General features: G+C 55.6%; 15 protein-coding genes. 6 read left to right on the top strand and 9 right to left on the bottom strand.

The features are described from left to right. Positions 1-21: 21 nt before the first annotated feature. The gene (locus tag FIV00_RS18895) at positions 22-1,746 is read right to left on the bottom strand and encodes an EAL domain-containing protein (protein WP_173006055.1); all 1,725 of its coding nucleotides are present in this window, start codon (positions 1,744-1,746) and stop codon (positions 22-24) included. 75 nt (positions 1,747-1,821) lie between these two features. On the opposite strand from FIV00_RS18895, the gene FIV00_RS18900 reads away from it, so the two are divergent. Next, complete coding sequence (locus tag FIV00_RS18900) at positions 1,822-2,721, top strand: sugar kinase (RefSeq protein WP_152502207.1); 900 nt, start codon at positions 1,822-1,824, stop codon at positions 2,719-2,721. 117 nt (positions 2,722-2,838) lie between these two features. Further along, a complete protein-coding gene (locus FIV00_RS18905; protein WP_152502208.1) occupies positions 2,839-4,011 on the top strand; it encodes a hypothetical protein in 1,173 nt (390 codons plus the stop codon). 69 nt (positions 4,012-4,080) lie between these two features. On the opposite strand, the gene FIV00_RS18910 is transcribed toward FIV00_RS18905, so the two are convergent. The 3 genes from FIV00_RS18910 to FIV00_RS18920 form a co-directional block, all read right to left on the bottom strand. Then, a complete protein-coding gene (locus tag FIV00_RS18910; protein ID WP_152502209.1) occupies positions 4,081-5,868 on the bottom strand; it encodes an ABC transporter ATP-binding protein in 1,788 nt (595 codons plus the stop codon). A gap of 127 nt (positions 5,869-5,995) precedes the next feature. Then, positions 5,996-7,777: an aspartate--tRNA ligase gene (aspS, locus tag FIV00_RS18915; protein ID WP_152502210.1), complete on the bottom strand. Its 1,782-nt coding sequence runs from the start codon at positions 7,775-7,777 to the stop codon at positions 5,996-5,998. Positions 7,778-7,946: 169 nt separating this feature from the next. Then, on the bottom strand, positions 7,947-8,279 hold the full coding sequence (locus FIV00_RS18920) for a helix-turn-helix domain-containing protein (protein WP_152502211.1): 333 nt from the start codon (positions 8,277-8,279) through the stop codon (positions 7,947-7,949). A gap of 112 nt (positions 8,280-8,391) precedes the next feature. Here FIV00_RS18920 and FIV00_RS18925 point away from each other — a divergent pair, with 112 nt between their 5' ends. Then, positions 8,392-9,504, top strand: coding sequence for an NADH:flavin oxidoreductase (locus tag FIV00_RS18925; RefSeq protein WP_152502212.1), 1,113 nt, complete (start codon positions 8,392-8,394; stop codon positions 9,502-9,504). A gap of 178 nt (positions 9,505-9,682) precedes the next feature. Here FIV00_RS18925 and FIV00_RS18930 read toward each other — a convergent pair whose 3' ends face one another. After that, the gene (locus tag FIV00_RS18930) at positions 9,683-10,258 is read right to left on the bottom strand and encodes a ParA family protein (RefSeq protein ID WP_247649256.1); all 576 of its coding nucleotides are present in this window, start codon (positions 10,256-10,258) and stop codon (positions 9,683-9,685) included. A gap of 194 nt (positions 10,259-10,452) precedes the next feature. Here FIV00_RS18930 and rnd point away from each other — a divergent pair, with 194 nt between their 5' ends. Beyond that, positions 10,453-11,637 (top strand): ribonuclease D, encoded by a 1,185-nt coding sequence (gene rnd / locus FIV00_RS18935; protein ID WP_152502214.1) that lies wholly within the window; start codon positions 10,453-10,455, stop codon positions 11,635-11,637. Positions 11,638-11,676: 39 nt separating this feature from the next. Here rnd and FIV00_RS18940 read toward each other — a convergent pair whose 3' ends face one another. The 4 genes from FIV00_RS18940 to FIV00_RS30325 form a co-directional block, all read right to left on the bottom strand. After that, positions 11,677-13,197 carry a Ppx/GppA phosphatase family protein gene (locus FIV00_RS18940; RefSeq protein ID WP_152502215.1) on the bottom strand — a complete coding sequence of 507 codons (1,521 nt, stop codon included), beginning with the start codon at positions 13,195-13,197 and terminating at the stop codon, positions 11,677-11,679. A 1-nt stretch (position 13,198) separates the two neighbouring features. Next, positions 13,199-15,421 carry an RNA degradosome polyphosphate kinase gene (locus FIV00_RS18945; protein ID WP_152502216.1) on the bottom strand — a complete coding sequence of 741 codons (2,223 nt, stop codon included), beginning with the start codon at positions 15,419-15,421 and terminating at the stop codon, positions 13,199-13,201. Between the two features lie 121 nt (positions 15,422-15,542). Further along, complete coding sequence (locus FIV00_RS30320; RefSeq protein ID WP_152502217.1) at positions 15,543-16,223, bottom strand: DnaA ATPase domain-containing protein; 681 nt, start codon at positions 16,221-16,223, stop codon at positions 15,543-15,545. A gap of 6 nt (positions 16,224-16,229) precedes the next feature. Beyond that, a complete protein-coding gene (locus FIV00_RS30325; RefSeq protein ID WP_152502218.1) occupies positions 16,230-17,327 on the bottom strand; it encodes an AI-2E family transporter in 1,098 nt (365 codons plus the stop codon). A gap of 231 nt (positions 17,328-17,558) precedes the next feature. Here FIV00_RS30325 and purM point away from each other — a divergent pair, with 231 nt between their 5' ends. Both purM and purN read left to right on the top strand, forming a co-directional pair. Continuing rightward, positions 17,559-18,635, top strand: coding sequence for a phosphoribosylformylglycinamidine cyclo-ligase (purM, locus tag FIV00_RS18960; protein ID WP_152502219.1), 1,077 nt, complete (start codon positions 17,559-17,561; stop codon positions 18,633-18,635). After that, entirely contained in the window at positions 18,632-19,282 is a 651-nt protein-coding gene (gene purN / locus FIV00_RS18965; protein ID WP_152502220.1) for a phosphoribosylglycinamide formyltransferase, read from the top strand. The genes purM and purN overlap by 4 nt, the downstream gene beginning before the upstream one ends. Positions 19,283-19,307: the final 25 nt, after the last annotated feature.

The following is a 19,307-nucleotide window of genomic DNA, read 5'->3' on the forward strand; positions in this document are numbered from 1 at the left end:
GTAATTTCCATTGGGGAAATTTTAGGCAGCAGATGCTGTCATCGCCGCTTCTGATGCAGCTTGCTCTGCCGCAGCTGCTTCAGCGGCCAGGCGTGCACGCTCGCGGGCTTCTTCCTCGGTCTTTTCTGCGAAGGCAATAAAGTCTTCGGCAGACATGGGCTTCGCGAAGAAATAGCCCTGCGCCGCGGTGACACCAAGTTCGAGGAGGCGTTCGATCTGCTCCTCCTTCTCAACGCCTTCCGCAATGATGCCCATGCCGAGATTGTCGGCCAGCTCGACCATGGAATCGACAATCGTCGTTGAATTGTCGTCCGAGCCGATTGTGTCGATGAACATCTTGTCGATCTTGATGATATCGACGCCGAGTTTTTGCAGATAGGCCATGCCGCCATGACCCGTTCCAACGTCGTCCAGCGCCACGCGCACACCAAGAGCCTGAAGTTCGGCCATGATCTTGCGAGCCAATTCCATGTCCTCAAGCGGGTGGCGCTCGGTCACTTCAACGACAATCTGCTGATAGGAAATCTTGGAGTTTTCAAAGATAGACCGGATATCTGAAATGATTTCACGGTCAAGGAAGTGGCCTGCAAACAGGTTGACCGACATCTTCAGATCCGGGTTCTCGCCGTAAAGGTCGCCAACTTCCTCTGAAGAGATACGCATCATCTGACGCGTCATGTCGAAGATATGTCCGTTGTTCTCAGCATAGGCCATGAACTGTCCCGGCGAGACAATATTGCCGTTTGGACGGCGCCAGCGCATCAGGATCTCACAGCCACGCAGACGCCCGCTTTCGATATCCATGACCGGCTGATAATACGGAATGAACTCGCCGTTGCGAATTGCCGCAACAAATTCGTCATTGGCTTCGCTCTCGGGACGCCAGGACAGCCAGACACCGATTGCAACAAAAAGTACCGCGATGCCTGCGCAGGCCGCCGCTGCCACGACCTTCAGATCCTGAACCACAAATGCCGCAGCTGACACAGGCGCGGTCACGGTTGCAACGAGAGGATACAGCTCGGAGGCAACTTCAACGTTGAGCTGTTCTTCAGGCGTCGTTGCCTCGGAATTATAACCGCCAACATCATACCAGAGCAGATTATCGCCCAGGCGCAGTTCCGTGCGGCGATAGGACCGCAGGTATTCAGGTCCCGGATCCAGAGCGATAACGGCCGGCGTAACTTCGGCAAACAGTCGTGTCTGATTTTTCAAATCCCAGCTGATCACGGCGGCACGCGCACCGAGATAGGCACGGTCAAGCATGCCAATGCCAACCAGCGGACCATCAACGCGCAGCGGCGGGAGCACGACTTTGCCTGCCAGATCCCGGTCCGGAATGATGCACATGCGTTGACCGATGGCATCCACCAGACCGATGGCATCGATCATGCCGTGCTCGACAATCTGCTTTTCAAAGATGACGCGATCTTCAGCACTGCAGGTTTCGATCTTGTCCCGGTCCAGTCTCTGCAGCACGGCGACCGTGGCACTGATGACTTCTTCGGCGCGCTGGATCGAAGCTTTGCCCATCGCCTCCATTTCGGTGATGGCACGACGTTCGGCGTATTGGTCCAGTATGATGTTGCCTGCAAACAGCGGAGCGGTCGCCAACGCGAGGGCGATCATCACCGTCTTAGCAAAACCCATATACCGGAAGGACAACGCTGGAACCTGTTCGCGAATAAACTCTTTCTGACAATCGCTGATCTGGGTAAACAAGGACTGAATGTGATGGAATTTCATCCAGATCAAAGCTGTCCGCCAGGCTGTTGTGTTTAGGTGCGGTTTGAACGCGGAACCTGATGAATGGAGGTTTGCATGCAGGCGTTGTTTATTGGACAGGCCTATATCGACGTCACTTTTCTGACCGACTGTCTGCCAACCGGCGACGAAAAGGCAATCGCAGAGGACTATGCCATCAGTTTTGGCGGCAATGCGGTGACGGCAGCTTTTTGTTGCGCGAAGCTGGGCGGAAAACCGGATGTCCTGTGCTCGCAGGCGGACGATTGGCTGGCAAGGATGTTTCTGGATATGGCAGCAGCTTATGGCATCTCCATTCATGGCCGGAAGGTGCGTGAGTCTTCCCTGTCCTTCATCATGCCTCACGGCGGAAAACGCGCGATTGTGCGCTGTCGCGACAATGAATTTCTGCACCCCTTCCCACCGCTGACGCTCACAGGGATGAAGGCTCTTCATCTGGACGGCCATATGCCGGATGCCGCCTTGCACTACGCCAAGACCTGCAAGGGTCTCGGCATATTGACGTCTCTTGACGGGGGCGCCGTTCGAGAAAACACAGACGAGCTTCTTGAGCACATAGATGTGCCGGTCGTTTCAGAGCGTTTCTGCCAACAGCTCGGAAAGACAACTGGAGAAACCCTGCAATACCTGAGGTCCAAGAACTGTCCTGTCGGTGCTGTCACGCTCGGTGAACATGGGACGGTCTGGTATGAAGCTGGTGGCCCTGACAAGATCCTGCCTGCCTTGGCGGTGCCTTTGGAAAAGGTGGTCGATTCCAACGGCGCCGGCGATGTCTTCCACGGTGCCTATATCGCCTCATATCTGCGTTGGCCGGAAAACAGCTGGGACCAGCATTTCAAGTTCGCACGCGGCGCATCAACCCACGCCATCCAGCATCTTGGAAATGAAGCCAGTTTGCCAACACTTGAGGATATCGAACGCGCCAACGGAACCTTTCAGGAAAAGGTTGCCGCGTGACGGCAAACAAGCCTGTGTAAGAGCATAGGCGAAGCATTGTCAGATCTGCTTACGCCTTGTTTCAAGACAGAACTTGGAGCAGAGTGTGGCCGCCCTAGTTTGGTGGAGTATAAAAAGATGTTTTCGCGTTCAAACCGTTTGGTTGTCGGTCTATCGACAGCAGTTAGCCTTATTGCCCTGCAGGCCTCGCCTGCACTCGCATTCGACCCAACCGGCAACGACGTTGCCGACGCCTTTCTGACACTGATTGATTCAGAAGAAGGAACCGTTGAAAGCTACGGTTCCGTTGACGTTTCTGGCGATACGGTCGTGATCAAAGACATTGTCGTTTCCAACGATGCCGATGAAAACGCAAAGGCGACTATCGGCGCAACAACGCTTGCCGGTGGCAGCGTACAAGGAGACGGACGGCTGAAGCTATCAGGTCTCGATCTTGAAAAGCTGGAGCTTACAGCTGATGACGGTGGCATGTCCCTGAGCTCACTGACTGTCACTGACCTTCTTCTGCCATCTCCTGATGAAGTCAAAGCCGGCACACCACCTGTTGGCCCTGGCTACAAGACCTTCGAAGCCAACGCTATTGAGATACGCGATGAAGACGGCAAGGTCGCAGACATTGCCAAAATCGCTTCTTCCATTGACGGAATGGATGGTGACCTTCCAACCAGCGGCAGCTTTGCGGTCACGGGAGCGACAATCGACGTCAAACAGCTGGAGGCCAAAGAAACCAAGGCACTGGCTGACCTTGGCTATGAAACACTTTCCATGGATATCTCCGGCCAAGGTAAGTGGGATCCGGACGCAGCAACGCTCATGATCCCCGAACTCAAGATCGACGCCAAGGATGCGGCAAGCCTCACGCTTTCCCTGTCTCTGGGCGGTGTCACGCGAGATGTCGTCAATCAGCTTGATGAAACATCTGACAAGCCGGAAGAAGCAATGGCGCTTCTGCAGAATGTCACAATCGAAAATGCCAAGATCCGTCTGGACGATGCTTCCCTGACCGGACGCATTCTCACGCAGGAAGCGCAGAAGGCTGGTGTCGAGACCCCGCAATACGTTGCCGGACTGACCGGTACCCTGCCACTCATGCTCGGTATGCTTCAGAACAAGGAACTGGAAGCACAGGTTACCGAAGCGGTCACGGAGTTCTTGAATACGCCTGGTTCTCTTGAGGTGACCGCTGCGCCTGGCGCTCCCGTACCAGTTTCCCAGATCATGGGAACGGCCATGCTGGCGCCGCAGATGATCCCGCAGATCCTCTCAGTTGGAATTACTGCCAACCAGTGATCGGGATCAGCCGATTGAACAAAAAAATGCCCGGGCATCTGTCCGGGCATTTCTTATTCTGGAATCCCGCTATTCGGCGGCCTGATTGCGGCTCTGGAACTGCAATTCGCACAAACGCCGGTAGGTACCATCATGCTCATAGAGCTCATCGTGCGTGCCACTTTCGATGACTTTTCCCTGATCCATGACGTGGATCTTGTATGCGTGGCGCACTGTGCTGAGGCGATGGGCGATCACAAGTGTGGTGCGCCCCTGCATCAGTTTTTCCAAAGCCGACTGTATCTTTGCCTCTGATTCAGCATCGAGCGCTGATGTCGCTTCATCGAGCAGCAATATGGGAGCGTCCCTCAGCATTGCCCTGGCAATCGCAATACGCTGGCGCTGACCGCCGGACAGATTGCTGCCCGCCTCACCGCAGCGTGTTTCATAGCCTTCCGGAAGACGGGCGATGAAGTCATGTGCGTTCGCCGAACGTGCTGCTTCTTCAATTTCTGCCTGAGTTGCGCCGGGCTTACCAACGGCAATGTTTTCTCGAACGCTGATATTGAATAGAAACGAATCCTGTCCGACATAGGCAACCTGGGAGCGCAAGGAGGCGATCTTGAACGATCGAATGTCTTCGCCGTCAACCTGAATTGCGCCTGACGCAGGGTCGTAAAACCTTTCAATCAACGCAAACACAGTGGATTTGCCAGCGCCAGAAGCGCCGACAAGAGCGGTCATTTTTCCTGGCTCAGCAACGAAGCTCGTTCCGGACAAGGCCGCGCTTTCGCCATAGGTGAACACAACGTCCTTGAGTTCGATCCGTCCGCCCCGCACCTCAAGGTCCCGAGAAGCTTCGGTGTCCTTCATTGCCGGCTCGCGGTCAACGAGTTCATACATGAGCCGCAGGCCAACAATCTGCTTGCCAAGATTGACGTTCAATCTGGCAAGCCGCCTTGCCGGGTCATAGGCAAGCAGCAGCGCCGTAATGAAGGAAAACAGCGCACCCGGATCCTGGTCGAGCTCAATCACCGAATATCCGCCGTAGAAAATCACCAAAGCAATGGCGAAGCCACCGAGCGTGTCCATGAGCGGTGATGTTCGTGCCGTCAGCGAAGCAATCTTGTTCGATTGCCTTTGAACTTCCAGAACACCGACTTCCATGCGCTTTCGCATCGCCGGTTCCATGCCAAAGGCCTTGACGATGCGCACACCAAGCACCGTTTCCTGAAGTGTCGCCTGGATCTTTGCGCTCGAGACAACCTGGCGCTTCACATAGAGCTTGACCCGGCGCACCAGGACAGCGACGCCGACGACGGCGGGCGGCATGATGATCAGGGCAAAGACACTCAGCAGCGGGTTCTGCACGACCATCACGAATACAAGGCCGATCAAAGTCAGGACATCACGGCCAATCGTGACGATTATCAGGTCAAGGGTAGTTCTTGCTGCCCCAACTCCCTGTGCGACCCGTACACCAATTTCCGCAAGAGACATCTTGTCGAAATAGGTCTGATCCTGTCGCACGAGGTGGTCAAACATCCGTCTTTGCAGGTCTGCGACAATAGAATTTCCCACGCGTGCCAGCACAACCATCTGGCCAAATGTCGATGCGCCTTTGAGCGTGAAAATCAACAAGACAGCCAAGGCGATGACATAGACCATACCTGCGTCTTTGTTGACGAAGACCTCGTTGACGACATCGCGCATGATCCAGGCGCTTGCCGCGGTTGTCGCCGCAATCATGGCCATGAATACGAACGCAAGCATGTATTTGGGAATGTAAGTTCTGAAATTCTCGCTGAACAAACGCTTGATCAGCTGAACCGTGCCATTCGGGTCCGTCCAGGTCTTCGATTTAAACGGGTTTCGCACGCCGCCTTGCCTTTTCAAGTGGGCTTTCGCCCCGAATGAAGCGAGGCCGGCCCAGCCGGCCTCGACGTCCCTCACAGTGCTAGAGGGGTACTCTTAAAGTGCGGTCGCCCGCAAGTGGCCCTTTTACTTAAGCTTCGGGCAGATTCAGGCGCAAATGCAAGTCCCGAAGCTGGGCTGAAGTTACATCGCTCGGAGCACCCATCATCAGATCTTCGGCTTTCTGGTTCATCGGGAAGAGCATGACTTCACGAATATTGGCCTCGTCTGCCAGCAGCATCACGATACGATCTATGCCGGCAGCGCAACCACCATGCGGCGGCGCTCCATATTGGAAGGCATTGACCATACCGCCGAAGCGATTGTTGACTTCCTCTGCAGGATACCCGGCAATCTCAAAAGCCTTGTACATGATTTCCGGCTTGTGGTTCCGGATAGCACCGGAAACAAGTTCATGTCCGTTGCAAGACAGATCGTATTGCCAGCCAAGAACTTCCAGCGGGTCACCTTCCAGCGCTTCCATGCCACCTTGAGGCATTGAGAATGGGTTGTGCTCAAAGTCGATCTCGCCGGTTTCCTCGTCCCGTTCATAGATCGGGAAGTCGACAATCCAGGCAAACTCAAACCGCTCCTTGTCGGTATGACCGAGTTCCTCGCCAATGATCACGCGCGCTTTTGCGGCAACGGCCGTGAACTGCTTCGGTTTTCCACCCAGGAAGAAGGCGGCATCACCGACCTCAAGACCGAGCTGAACACGAATGGCTTCCGTGCGTTCCGGACCAATGTTCTTGGCAAGCGGGCCGGCAGCCTCCGTGGAACCGTCTTCTGCCTTGCGCCAGAAGATATATCCCATGCCTGGAAGACCTTCGCCCTGTGCGAACTTGTTCATGCGGTCACAGAACTTGCGGCTGCCGCCTTTCGGTGCCGGAATAGCGCGAATTTCGGTACCAGGCTGCTCCAGGAGATTTGCAAAGATTGCAAAGCCCGATCCGGCAAAATGTTCCGAAACGATCTGCATCTTGATCGGGTTTCTCAGATCCGGCTTGTCGGTGCCGTACCAGAGCGCGGAATCCTTATAGGAGATCTGCGGCCAACTGCGGTTGACCGGACGTCCTTTTCCAAAACGCTCGAAGCACCCTGCAATCACCGGTTCGATCGTGTCGAAGACTTCCTGCTGGGTGACGAAGGACATTTCCATGTCGAGCTGATAAAAGTCTGTGGGCGAGCGGTCAGCGCGCGGATCCTCGTCGCGGAAACACGGGGCGATCTGAAAATACTTGTCAAAGCCGGAAACCATCAGCAGCTGCTTGAACTGCTGAGGAGCTTGCGGGAGTGCATAGAACTTTCCAGGATGCAGACGCGACGGCACCAGGAAGTCTCGCGCACCTTCCGGTGAAGACGCAGTGATGATCGGTGTCTGAAATTCGTTGAAGCCGATGTCCCACATGCGATCCCGCAGATCGCGGACGACGTTTGACCGCAGGATCATGTTGTCGTGCAGCTTTTCGCGGCGCAAGTCGAGGAACCGGTACTTCAGGCGAACTTCTTCCGGGTAGTCCAGCTCACCAAAGACAGGCAGCGGCAGCTCCTTGGCAGAACCAAGCACTTCCATTTCGCGGATAAAGACTTCAATTTCACCTGTCGGCAGATCAGGATTAATGGTTTCGTCCGTCCGCTTTTTCACATTCCCGTCGATGCGTATGCACCATTCAGAGCGCACCGTCTCGGCGAGCCCGAAGGCATCCGAATCGGGATCGACAACACATTGTGTCACGCCGTAATGATCGCGCAAATCGATGAACAGCACCCCGCCATGATCTCGGACCCGGTGAACCCAGCCGGAAAGACGGATGGTCTGGCCTTCGTCGGTCAGACGGAGATCACCGCACGTGTGACTACGGTAGGGGTGCATTCTTGTTCCTCGACATTATTCTTGGCATGGAAAATCATTACGGCCCGCCGGAGGCAGGCCGTGTCGGGCTGCACAAGCCATGTTGCGAGGCGAAAGTCAAGGGAGACGCCGCCATGCGCACCGGGAGTTCCTGATCGTTTCCCTCCCTCCCCGGTCCATTCCCGTCTCTTCAGTCTTGCTGACGCTGCTCCAGGTATTCACGGGACCAGTCTTCCAACTGGTCCAGAATTGGTTTCAGCCTTTGTCCGTGTGAACTCAGACTGTATTCCACCTTGGGCGGGACTTGGGCGTAAACCTCTCGCTCGATAATACCGCTCTCTTCGAGTTCCCTCAGCTGCTTGGTCAGCATGCGCTGTGAAATTGATGGAATCATCCTGTGCAACTCATTGAAACGCATTGTTTTCCGGCAAATACACCAGAGAATCATGCCTTTCCACTTTCCACCGATTACACCAAGAGCGGTTTCGGTTGGGCAGAACATTGGATCGATCAGCGTTCCCATAACAAATCCCAATAGTTACTTTTTTGTATGTATATACCAAAATATTGCGTACTTGTCAGAAAGTCATGTGTTTTCTACCTCTGGGCCATCGCGTTCACCAGATGGAAAAACCATGTCCAACCAAACTGCACTCCTGAGTCCGGCAACTATCGGGTCAAAATCATTTTCAAACCGACTGGTGCTTGCACCTATGTCGCGTACATCGGCTGAACCAGACGGTACTCCCACTGCTGAAATGGCGAGCTACTATGCTGGCTTTGCGCGTGGCGGCTTTGGTCTGCTGATCGCTGAAGGGGCCTTTGTCGACGCCAACTATTCGCAATGCTACGGCAATCAGCCTGGCCTTGTTACAGATAGCCACGAGGCAGGCTGGCGGACCGTAGTCGAAGCGGTCAAACGGGAAAACGGCAAGATCATACTGCAACTCATTCATGCCGGCGCGGTGTCACAATTTGTGGAGAGAGCCTTTGCGCCGTCGCCTGTGCGCCCCATGGGTGAAATGCTTCAGGGATATGGGCCACGCCAGGGACCTTATGACACGCCCGGGGAGCTGTCGGTGAGCGACATTCGCGCCATATGTTCCGCCTTTGTGGATGCAGCCAAGCGAGCTGAAGCCGCAGGCTTCGATGGCGTGGAGATCCACTGTGCCAACGGGTATCTGCTCGATCAGTTCCTCACACCGGAAACCAATCTGCGCAACGATACTTATGGAGGGACCCTTGAAGACCGGCTGCGCCTGACAACCGATATTTTATCAATGTGCCAACAAAAAACCTCTCCGGATTTCCTCGTTGGTGTGCGCCTTTCCCAGGCCAAGGCAACTGTTCAGGACTATTTCTGGCCAAACGGCCTTGAAGATGCCCGAGTGATATTCAGCGCGGTTGCCGAAGCTGGGGCCAACTTCATCCACCTTGCAAGCGAAAAAGGCGGTTACACCTACCACAGCACAACAAAAACAGGTGAGAACCTCACTGCTTTTGCACGCAGTCTTACGGGCCTGCCGGTGATTGCCAATGGCGGGCTTCAGGACATTGGCTTGGCGAACCAGGTCATTGCAGACCAGCTCGCGGACTTTGTTTCCATCGGCAAGGCTGCCATGCTCAATCCGGACCTCCCGAAAAAGATTGCCTCAGGCGCACCTCTTCGTGATTTCACATTCGAGATGTTCAAGTACGGGGTCTCGGTCAATGCACAGCTCAAATGGGAAGCTGAGCAACGCGCATAAAGTCGTCCGCAAGCATGCTGAAACCCGTTTTCGGCGTGCCGCTCAAGATAAAATCTGCCCCGGATTTGTCCGGGGCAATGCCGTCATCCTTAATATCTGTGTGATAAACTTGGCAGCAATGCCGATAGGCTTGCAGTCTTTGGCTCATTCATCGCCCGCTCCAACCGGGAAAAGACCATCAGGTATCCACCGCCTGAAGCAGCGGATGCCATTGGCCACGGATTTCGTGAGACTTGTTGTCCATCACATCAAAGACCCCTGTTCCCGCGGCTGCGTGCCGCGCATAAAGAACACGATCGGAAATTCTGGCCAACAGCGGGTAGCCCTTCTTCGACAGCGTCTGTTCAAGGTCAGCGACCTGCGTTGACCGCCTGTTGATTCGATTGGCCACCACCAATATCTCGGCTTTGCCTTTGCGAACACGTTTGATGTCCGAAATACCGTCCAGGAATTTCAACGTGGCATTCCAGTCAAAAGCGCTTGCCAGAACCGGGACCACGATGTCGGATGCTTCTGCGATGAGGTTCTTGGCCAGTTCTGATCTCAGGCCTCCCGGTCCGTCGATTACGATCGCGTCCAGGTTCTTGTCCTTTTCACCAATCGCGCTTTCCTTCGTCCAGTTCAAAGCCTCGATTTTGTTGAGATGCTTGGGACGACGCTTCACCCATGCAAGCGCAGACTTCTGACGATCGGCATCGGCGAGAGCCACGTCTTCTCCTCGGGCGGCGAGAGCAACGGCGAGATTCGTGGCCACGGTTGTCTTCCCGCAGCCCCCTTTGGAATTCACCACAAGTATCTTGCGCATATACACTTCCCAGTCCCGACAGGTTTCGCTTCAGCTCATTTCAACATAGGCGCACATTTTGCGCCTTTACAAGTAGAGTGCTGTCCAAAAATGCCATTTCGTGGCGACAAAGCGGCAGAACTCAGGTATAGCTGAACATCACCATGCATGTGATTACAAAAACAAAAGACCTCGCCGCTGCCTGTCAGCGCCTTGCAGCAAATGACTACGTTACGGTCGACACGGAATTTCTCCGTGAAACCACTTTCTGGCCGAAGCTCTGCGTGATTCAAATGGCAGGGCCAGACATGGCTTTCATCGTCGACGCGCTCTCCGAAGGGCTTGATCTGGAACCTTTTTTCGAGCTCATGCGTGACGCAAGTGTGACCAAGGTGTTCCACGCGGCGCGGCAGGATATTGAAATCATCTACCATTTGGGTGAACTCATCCCGGCCCCGCTTTTTGACACTCAGGTCGCGGCGATGGTCTGTGGTTTTGGCGACTCAATTTCCTACGATCAACTAATCTACAAGGTCACCGGTGCCCGGATTGACAAGTCGTCCCGGTTTACCGACTGGGCCCGGCGTCCGCTTACCAACAAGCAGCTCGACTACGCGCTTGCCGACGTCACCCATCTTCGGGACGCCTACCAATTCCTGAAGGCGAACCTGGCCGAACAGAACCGCAGTCACTGGGTTCAGGACGAGATGGAAGTGCTGACGTCTGTCACCACTTACAGAACGGTTCCCGAGCAAGCCTGGAAACGGCTGAAGCTTCGGGTGCGCAAACCCATCGAACTGGCCGTGATGATGGAAGTCGCGGCCTGGCGCGAAAGAGAAGCCCAATCCCGTAATGTACCGCGCAGCCGTGTTGTGAAGGACGATGCAATCTATGAGCTCGCCGCACAACAACCACAGGACACGGAAGCCCTCGGACGGCTGAGAACCATTCCCAGAGGTTTCGAGCGTTCCAAATCGGCCGACGAAATCCTGAAGTCGGTTCGCAAAGCGCTTGCCCTTCCAAAAGAAAAACTGCCGAAACTGCCAAAGGGACGCCAGGCACCTGACGGATCAGCGGCCGCCGTCGATCTCCTGAAAGTTCTCCTAAAGCTTGTCAGCGAAGCCAATGGCGTTGCGGCAAAGGTGATCGCGACAGTCGACGATCTTGAAAAGATCGCAGCGGACGATGCTGCTGACGTTGCCGCCATGAAGGGATGGCGCCGGGAGCTCTTCGGAGAAACTGCTTTGAAACTGAAGCGCGGCGAAGTCGCCCTTGCTTTCCAGAACCGGCAGATAGTCGCTCTCGATCAACCAGCTCCGGCTGAGCCCAAAAGGCAGGCGGCGGAATAAGCGGACGAACACCATGCCGTCTCGCAAGAGGCTCAAGACCTAGCCGGCGTTGATCTCAACCGTCGCGCTGATTGCCTTGCCCAGTTGTGCCGCCCGCTTGCGCAGGCGTTCGCCTTCGAGATCCGCCAGCTTTTTGCCGAGATCGAGCGAAATTCCTCCCTCGACCGATGAGATGCCCACATGCGGTAGCGTACCAGCCATGGAGGCGCTCAGGAGCGATGCAACACGCAGCGTTGCACCCAGTACCTTGGCTCGAATACGCAGTCGGTCCGTGAACAGCTGCCGGATCACTGTGGACAGAGCCCCTTCTCTCAAGCCCTGGTGCCGGTAAAAGACCGCCGCTGCCAGATACGCCCGGCTCGCATGGTCCAGACCGACAAACGACGCGTTGGAAATGATGTTCAAGCTCTGCTCGCCACGATAGTCCGGATGTGCACGCCATCCGATGTCGGACAACAGGCAGGCGGCGTGTCGCAAGCGTGTTTCGTTCGCTGTTTCCTCGATTTCCAGAACCTTGAACAACTTGTCCGTCCAGGCAATCAGCTCTTCCGCATGCTCTGGAGAACGGGCACGCAACACACATAGCTCACGCGCTGCCTCGATGACAGGATCCTGAGCCTGCATGTCTGCAGGCAAGGTTTCGTGCAAGAGCCCTTCGCGCACTCCGGTGGCCGAGAAAATCACGCGCTCAGCCTTCATGGCAGTCAATACCTGTTCCAGCACCACTGCACCGATCGGAACAAGCGGTCGGCGCTGTTTGGAGATAATCTCTCCCTTGTCGACGCCTTCCAGATTAGGCACCGCAACCTTGCGACAGAATTCGATCGCCTCGTCCGCAGCAATTTCGTAGTTGTGCATCACGTGCAATGGGTAATCGTTCTGCAAAAGATGCAGGCGACCTAAAGACCGCCAAGTTCCGCCAACTGCGTAGAAAGTTCGTTCGCCAGGGGCGAGATCCAGCCAGTCGTAGTCACTCAACGCTGCCTCGGCAATCTTCACCGCCTTGGGTATCTTGCCATCCGCTTCTTCGGAAAGACGCAATCCGCCAAGCGGAAAGGTGGACCCTTTTCCCGGCAGGTTCTTGTCGATTTCAACAAGTTCCAGACTGCCGCCACCCATATCGCCGACAAGCCCACGAGGCTGCCAGAAGCCAGCGATCACACCAAGGGCCGAATAGTAAGCTTCTTCATTCCCGTCAAGAATGCGCACGGGTGACTTCAGAAAGGCTTCAACTTCGCCGACAAACTCAGCACCATTGGCCGCATCCCGCGCCGCAGCGGTTGCAACGACATAGGTCTCCTGACACCCGGTGTGTTCGATCAACGCTTTGAAGCGAGCCAGTTCGTTCAAGGCGAGGTTTACTGAATCGTCCGCCATACGCCCTGTTGCAGCGACCCCTCGCCCCAACCCCGCGAGCAGCTTTTCGTTGAAAAGCATAGTGGGGGTGCGGGCCTTGCGTTCGTAAATCACGAGACGCACGGAGTTTGAGCCGATGTCCACAACCGCAATCGGTCCGGACCCGTTAAGCCGACCTCGTGCCGGCTGAAACTGGGCTTTCATACTATCCTCGTTTTTGCCGTTCATTGAACGGCTTTGGACGATCGCTCTTCAACGACTTGCCGCGCCCCGACAGGGACGGATTGGTCATGAAATACTGGTGGGCATTGAAAGGGTCTTCGTTTGCGCCTGGCACGATGCGTTCGTGCCGTCCGTTCGAAAGAATCCGCCAGCTTTGCTGGTTGTCTTTCAGATTGGCAACCATGATCTGGTCAAGCACCTGTTCATGAACGGTTGCCGTCAACAAAGGCGTCAACACCTCGACACGCCGGTCGATATTGCGCGGCATGAGATCCGCAGATCCGATATAGACATGTGCTTCTGGCGAAGGCAGTCCCTGACCGTTGCCGAAACAGAAAATACGCGAATGCTCCAGAAAGCGCCCGACGATTGATTTGACCCGGATGTTTTCAGACAGGCCCTCAATGCCTGGCCGCAGGCAGCAGATGCCACGAATGATCAGATCGATCTGAACGCCTGCCTGACTTGCACGGTAGAGGGCATCGATAATTTCCGGATCAACCAGAGAATTCATCTTCATCCAGATTTGTGCCGGACGGCCCGCTCTGGCGTGTTCAATTTCCGCCTCGGTCATTTCCAGCATGCGCTCGCGCAAATTCACGGGCGAGACCATCAGGTGGTTCAGTTCGGCGGGCTGGGCATACCCTGTGATGAAATTAAAAACCCTTGCCGCGTCCTCGGCAATTCCGGGATCATCGGTGAAGAAGGACAGATCCTCGTATATGCGTGCGGTGATCGGATGATAGTTGCCTGTCCCGATATGACAGTAGGTCTTCAGCTGTCCATGTTCACGCTTGATGACCATTGAGAGTTTCGAGTGTGTCTTCAGCTCGATAAAGCCGAACACGACCTGCACCCCTGCCCGTTCCAGATCCCGCGCCCATTTGATATTGGCCGCTTCGTCAAAACGCGCCTTCAGCTCCACCAAAGCCGTCACGGACTTTCCGGCCTCGGCAGCTTCCGCTAGAGCTTTGACAATCGGTGAATTGTTGGACGTTCGGTAGAGCGTCTGCTTGATGGCGACAACGTCCGGGTCCCGCGCGGCCTGACGCAGATATTGCACGACAACGTCAAAGGACTCATACGGGTGGTGAACGATGATGTCCTTTTGGTGGATTGCAGCAAGACAATCGCCACCATGCTCCCGGATGCGTTCCGGGAAACGCGCTGTATAGGGCTGAAACTTCAGGTCAGAACGCTCCAGGTCCACGATCTGCGACAGGTTGTTCAGTGCGAGCAACCCATTGGCCAGAAAAATCTCGCTTTCACCGACATCAAGTGCATCGGCCACAAACTCACGCAAGGCCGGCGGCGTTGTCTCCTGAATCTCAAGCCGGATCACAGATCCGCGTCGGCGACGCTTCAGAGCGCTCTCGAAAAGCCGCACCAGATCTTCTGCTTCTTCCTCGATCTCAAGGTCGCTGTCACGGATGACACGAAAGGCACCCTTGCCACGAATTTCGTAGCCAGGGAAAAGCCGGCCGATGAAAAGGCTAACGACTTTTTCGATAGCGATAAACCGGGCCGCTCCGTCCTCGCCACCCGGCAGCTTGACGAACCTGTCCACCTGATTGGGAATTCTGAGAAGCGCGATCATGCCGCGGCCGCCCGAAACGGGGACCAGCTCGAAGACGATGGAGAAACCGAGGTTGGGAATGAATGGAAACGGGTGCGCCGGATCGATGGCCAGTGGTGTGAGAACCGGAAACACGAACTTCAGGAAATAGTCCTGCAACCATGCCCGTTCGCTTTCGCCGAGCGTATCTCCTTGAAGGATTTCAATGCCTTTTTCAGCGATCTCACGGCCCAATTCACCCCAGATCTTTTGCTGTGAGGCCTGAAGTTCCCGAACAGCTTCGCTGATTTTCTCAAGTTGTTCAGTGGGGGTCAGGCCGTCATCGGACAGGTTGGTGACCTCGGCCCGTTGCTGTCCACGCAGCCCGGCAACGCGCACCATGAAGAATTCGTCGAGATTGTTGGCTGATATCGACAGAAAACGCACCCGTTCAAGCAACGGGTGATTGGGGTTCATGGCTTCTTCAAGAACCCTCAGGTTAAACTGCAGCCAGGATAATTCGCGGTTCATGAACCTTGCAGGAGAAAGCGCCAGATCTTGCCCGCTTCCAGGTCCGTCCGACTTGATACGCGGATCGGGAACGACTTGAGATGAGGGCAGAATGTCTGAAAGATCCGTAGCTTCGTTCATGTCATCTTCCATCGTAAGGCATTGGGACACCTACATCAAACATGGGGTGCTTGCCTCTCGTAGCCGTGACTAACATGGACTGCTCCGCTCGCAAATGACAGTTCTTTGTGCTGCCCTCAGATTATTGGCCTTTATGCACATTTTCCAAAACCCTGCCCGCAAGAGGCTTTGTGATCTTGACCCGGCCTGCCAACGCTTCCCGATCGATGGCCTCAACCGCGCGCAAGGCCACCTCAAGCGATCGCTCCATGCGCACAACCAGATAGTCGATCACGCCGATTTCCACTGCGATCTGACGGTCGGCAAACAATTTCACCAGGACCCTGCGGAGCAAATCATCGTCAGGTTCCTGAATTTCCACGGGTGTTGCCGCGCGCAGTCGGGAAAGAAGATCAGGCAACACTATTTTCCAGCTCGCAGGCCAGGTTCGGCTGGTGATCAATACCGAATTTCCTGCCTGTCTGGCTGAATTGAGAAGATGAAAAAGCGCGGTGTTATCGACGCCCAGATGAGCGTCCTCAACGACTGCTGCCGGCGCTGACGCAAGCAATTCCACGTCGTCTTCCTTGAGATCAGACGCCTGGACGACAGCTGCTCCCGTTTCGTCCCGAAACGCATTGACCAGGTGGGTTTTGCCGGCACCGACCGGACCGGCCAAAACAACGACCGGCGATGGCCAGTCAGGCCAGCGTTCCAAAAGCTCGAACGCAGCTCGGTTAGAACCGCCGACCAGGTAGTCGTCGCGGCTCAAGGCTGCTTCGTGCGGCAGATCTAGCGGCAGCTGGCGCGGAGGTTCCGCCATGTTCGGTTACTCTGATACCTTGTCGTCACCAACCGGGGTCGCCCGGCCGATGCCCTTGTACACCGGGCTAGCGAGATACTGCTTCAATCCGAAGCGCGCAAGCACGCCGATCATCGCTGCTGCAGGGACTGCGACCAGCATCCCCACAAATCCAAAGAGATATCCAAAGGCAAAAAGTGCGAACATCAGCGTGACAGGGTGCAATCCGGTGCTGTCTCCCACCAATTTCGGCTGCAAGATGTTGCCTTCCAGAAACTGTCCGACGCCGAAGATAGCGGCAACCGCAATGATCCATGGCCATTCCGGCCAGAACTGTACCAGCGCAACACCAATTGAAAGAACAAGACCAAGTCCTGCGCCAACAAAAGGAATGAAACTCACAAGACCGGCGGCCATGCCGATCAGAAGACCGAAGTTCAGGCCGACAACGGCAAGTGCGATCGCATAAAATGCACCAAGGATAAGGCAGACGGACACCTGCCCCCTGACGAAACCGGCAACCGCACCGTCCATTTCTGCTGCAAGACCGCGGATCTCGCCCAGATGATCTCGCGGTATCCAGCCATCAATGCGCTCCACCATTCTGTCCCAGTCGAGCAGAAGATAAAATGCGACCACCGGCGTGATGACGAAAAGCGAGAGGATCGACAGCAGAGCCTGACCACCGCTCCACAGGGACTGTGCCAGTTTGCCGACAAAACTCGCGCCCTGTCCGATGAGATCCGACATGGAGGACTGCAGATCTTCCGGATTGATCCCGGCCACGGTCGCCAAATCTGCCGGAAAATACTCCGAAAGCAGCGTCTGCAGTTTGCGCACAAGATCCGGAAACCGCTCCAGAAAAAGTGCGAGCTGATTGCCGAGCAAAGGCAGGATCAAAATGAAGAAAAGCACCAGAAGGAAGACGAACGCGAACAAGATCGTCAAGGTGGCCCACATTCTGGCCATGCCGAGTTTCTCAAGCCGGTCGCACACCGGATCCAACAGGTAGGCGACCGCCATGCCTGCCACGAACGGCAGCAACACACCGGAAAAGACATAGAGAAACAGGCAGAATACAGCGAGGGATATCAACCAGAACTGAACCTGACGGCGAAGGGTCATGAATGGCGCTCCTCAAACGGCACAATAGAAACGGATCAAAGCCAACTCAGATGGGATTATACGCCAGCAACGGTCAAGTCCAGTGGTGAGACCAGACGCTCTGGTTGTGCAATCTTGCCCAAGCCTTGGGGCAAAGCGTGGAGCAATGCCCCCTCACCACTTGTGTTCCGCGGCGCCAGAGGGTAAGCCGCGTTAGCATAGCCACCTGCCTGAAATGTCTTGGAGCGCCTTATGAGCCAATCCTCTGGGTCCAACGGTCTGACCTATGCCGATACCGGGGTCGATATCGATGCCGGAAACGAACTGGTGAACCGCATCAAGCCCTTGGTCAAAGCGACTTCCAGGCCAGGCGCGGACAGCGATATTGGCGGTTTCGGTGGCCTGTTTGACCTGAAGGGCGCTGGCTTTACGGATCCGATCCTGGTTGCGGCCAACGACGGTGTCGGCACCAAACTCAAGATCGCCATTGAAACCGGACAACACCGTACAGTCGGTATCGACCTCGTTGCCATGTGCGTCAACGATCTCGTTGTTCAGGGCGCAGAGCCGCTCTTCTTTCTCGACTATTTCGCAACCGGTGCACTTGACGTTGAAACGGCAAGCGATGTCGTTGCCGGTATCGCCGATGGCTGCAAACTGGCAGGCGCAGCATTGATCGGCGGCGAAACCGCTGAAATGCCCGGTATGTATGTCGAAGGCGACTATGACCTTGCCGGCTTTTCAGTCGGGGCGGTTGAGCGTGGCGCTATCCTGCCGCGCAAGGACGTTGCCACGGGCGATGTTCTCCTTGGACTGACCTCTTCCGGCGTTCATTCCAACGGGTACAGCATGGTGCGCAAGATCATCGAACTTGCCGGCCTGACCTGGTCTGATGCAGCACCTTTTGCTGACGGCAAGACCCTTGGCGAAACGCTGATGGAACCGACAAAGATCTACGTCAAACCGCTGTTGGCAGCCCTGAAAGCTACGACCGGTATCAAGGCTCTGGCTCATATTACGGGCGGCGGCTTGCCGGAAAACCTGCCACGCGTTCTGCCAGAGAATTCTTCCGCGCGTATTGATCTTTCGGCCATCAGTGCTCCTGCAGTTTTCAATTGGCTGGCCAACACCGGCGGTGTTGCTGAAAAGGAAATGCTGCGGACATTCAATTGCGGGATAGGAATGGTTCTTGTTGTGGCCGAAACCGAAGCCGATGAAGTTACACGCGTTTTGCAGAGCGAAGGCGAACAGGTAGTCCGGATCGGCAGGATAGAAGCAGCAGGCAGTGCGCCAGTGGTATTCGACGGTAGCCTGGGCTTTTCTACATGACCCGCAAGAAAACAGCCGTTTTGATTTCCGGTCGCGGCAGCAATATGAGTGCGCTGATTTCGGCGGCAATGGCTCCAGACTACCCGGCGGAAATCGCACTGGTTTTGTCAAACCGCCCAGATGCGAAAGGGCTGGAGCACGCGAAAGAGCTTGGCATTGCGACCGCGGTGGTCGATCACAAGGATTTTTCAGGCGACCGGGAAGCCTTTGAAAAAGACGTTGATGCGGTATTGAAGCAGCACAAGATTGAGCTCGTCGCCCTGGCAGGCTTCATGAGGATCCTGACCCCTTTCCTGGTCAATGCCTGGTCCAACCGCATGATCAACATACACCCAGCACTTCTGCCGTCCTTTAAAGGACTTGCAACCCACGAACGTGCATTGGAAGAAGGCGTCAAATTACACGGCGCAACCGTGCATTACGTTTCAGCCGAAATGGATGATGGACCGATCATTGCGCAGGGCGCTGTCCCCGTCCTGGACGACGACACATCCGATGTGCTTGCCGCGCGCGTGCTGGAAATCGAGCACCGGATCTATCCCAGAGCGTTGGAACTCGTGGCTTCAGGAAAAGCGAAGGTCGCAGGTGCCCGCGTCACAACGGGAAGCGTGGACGGTTCACTGTCAGACAACCTGGTCTGGCCCTAAACAACTTTCCCTCAATAGCTTCTTG

It is taken from the genome of Labrenzia sp. THAF82 (genome assembly GCF_009363435.1).
GTDB classification, from domain to species: Bacteria; Pseudomonadota; Alphaproteobacteria; order Rhizobiales; family Stappiaceae; genus Roseibium; species Roseibium porphyridii.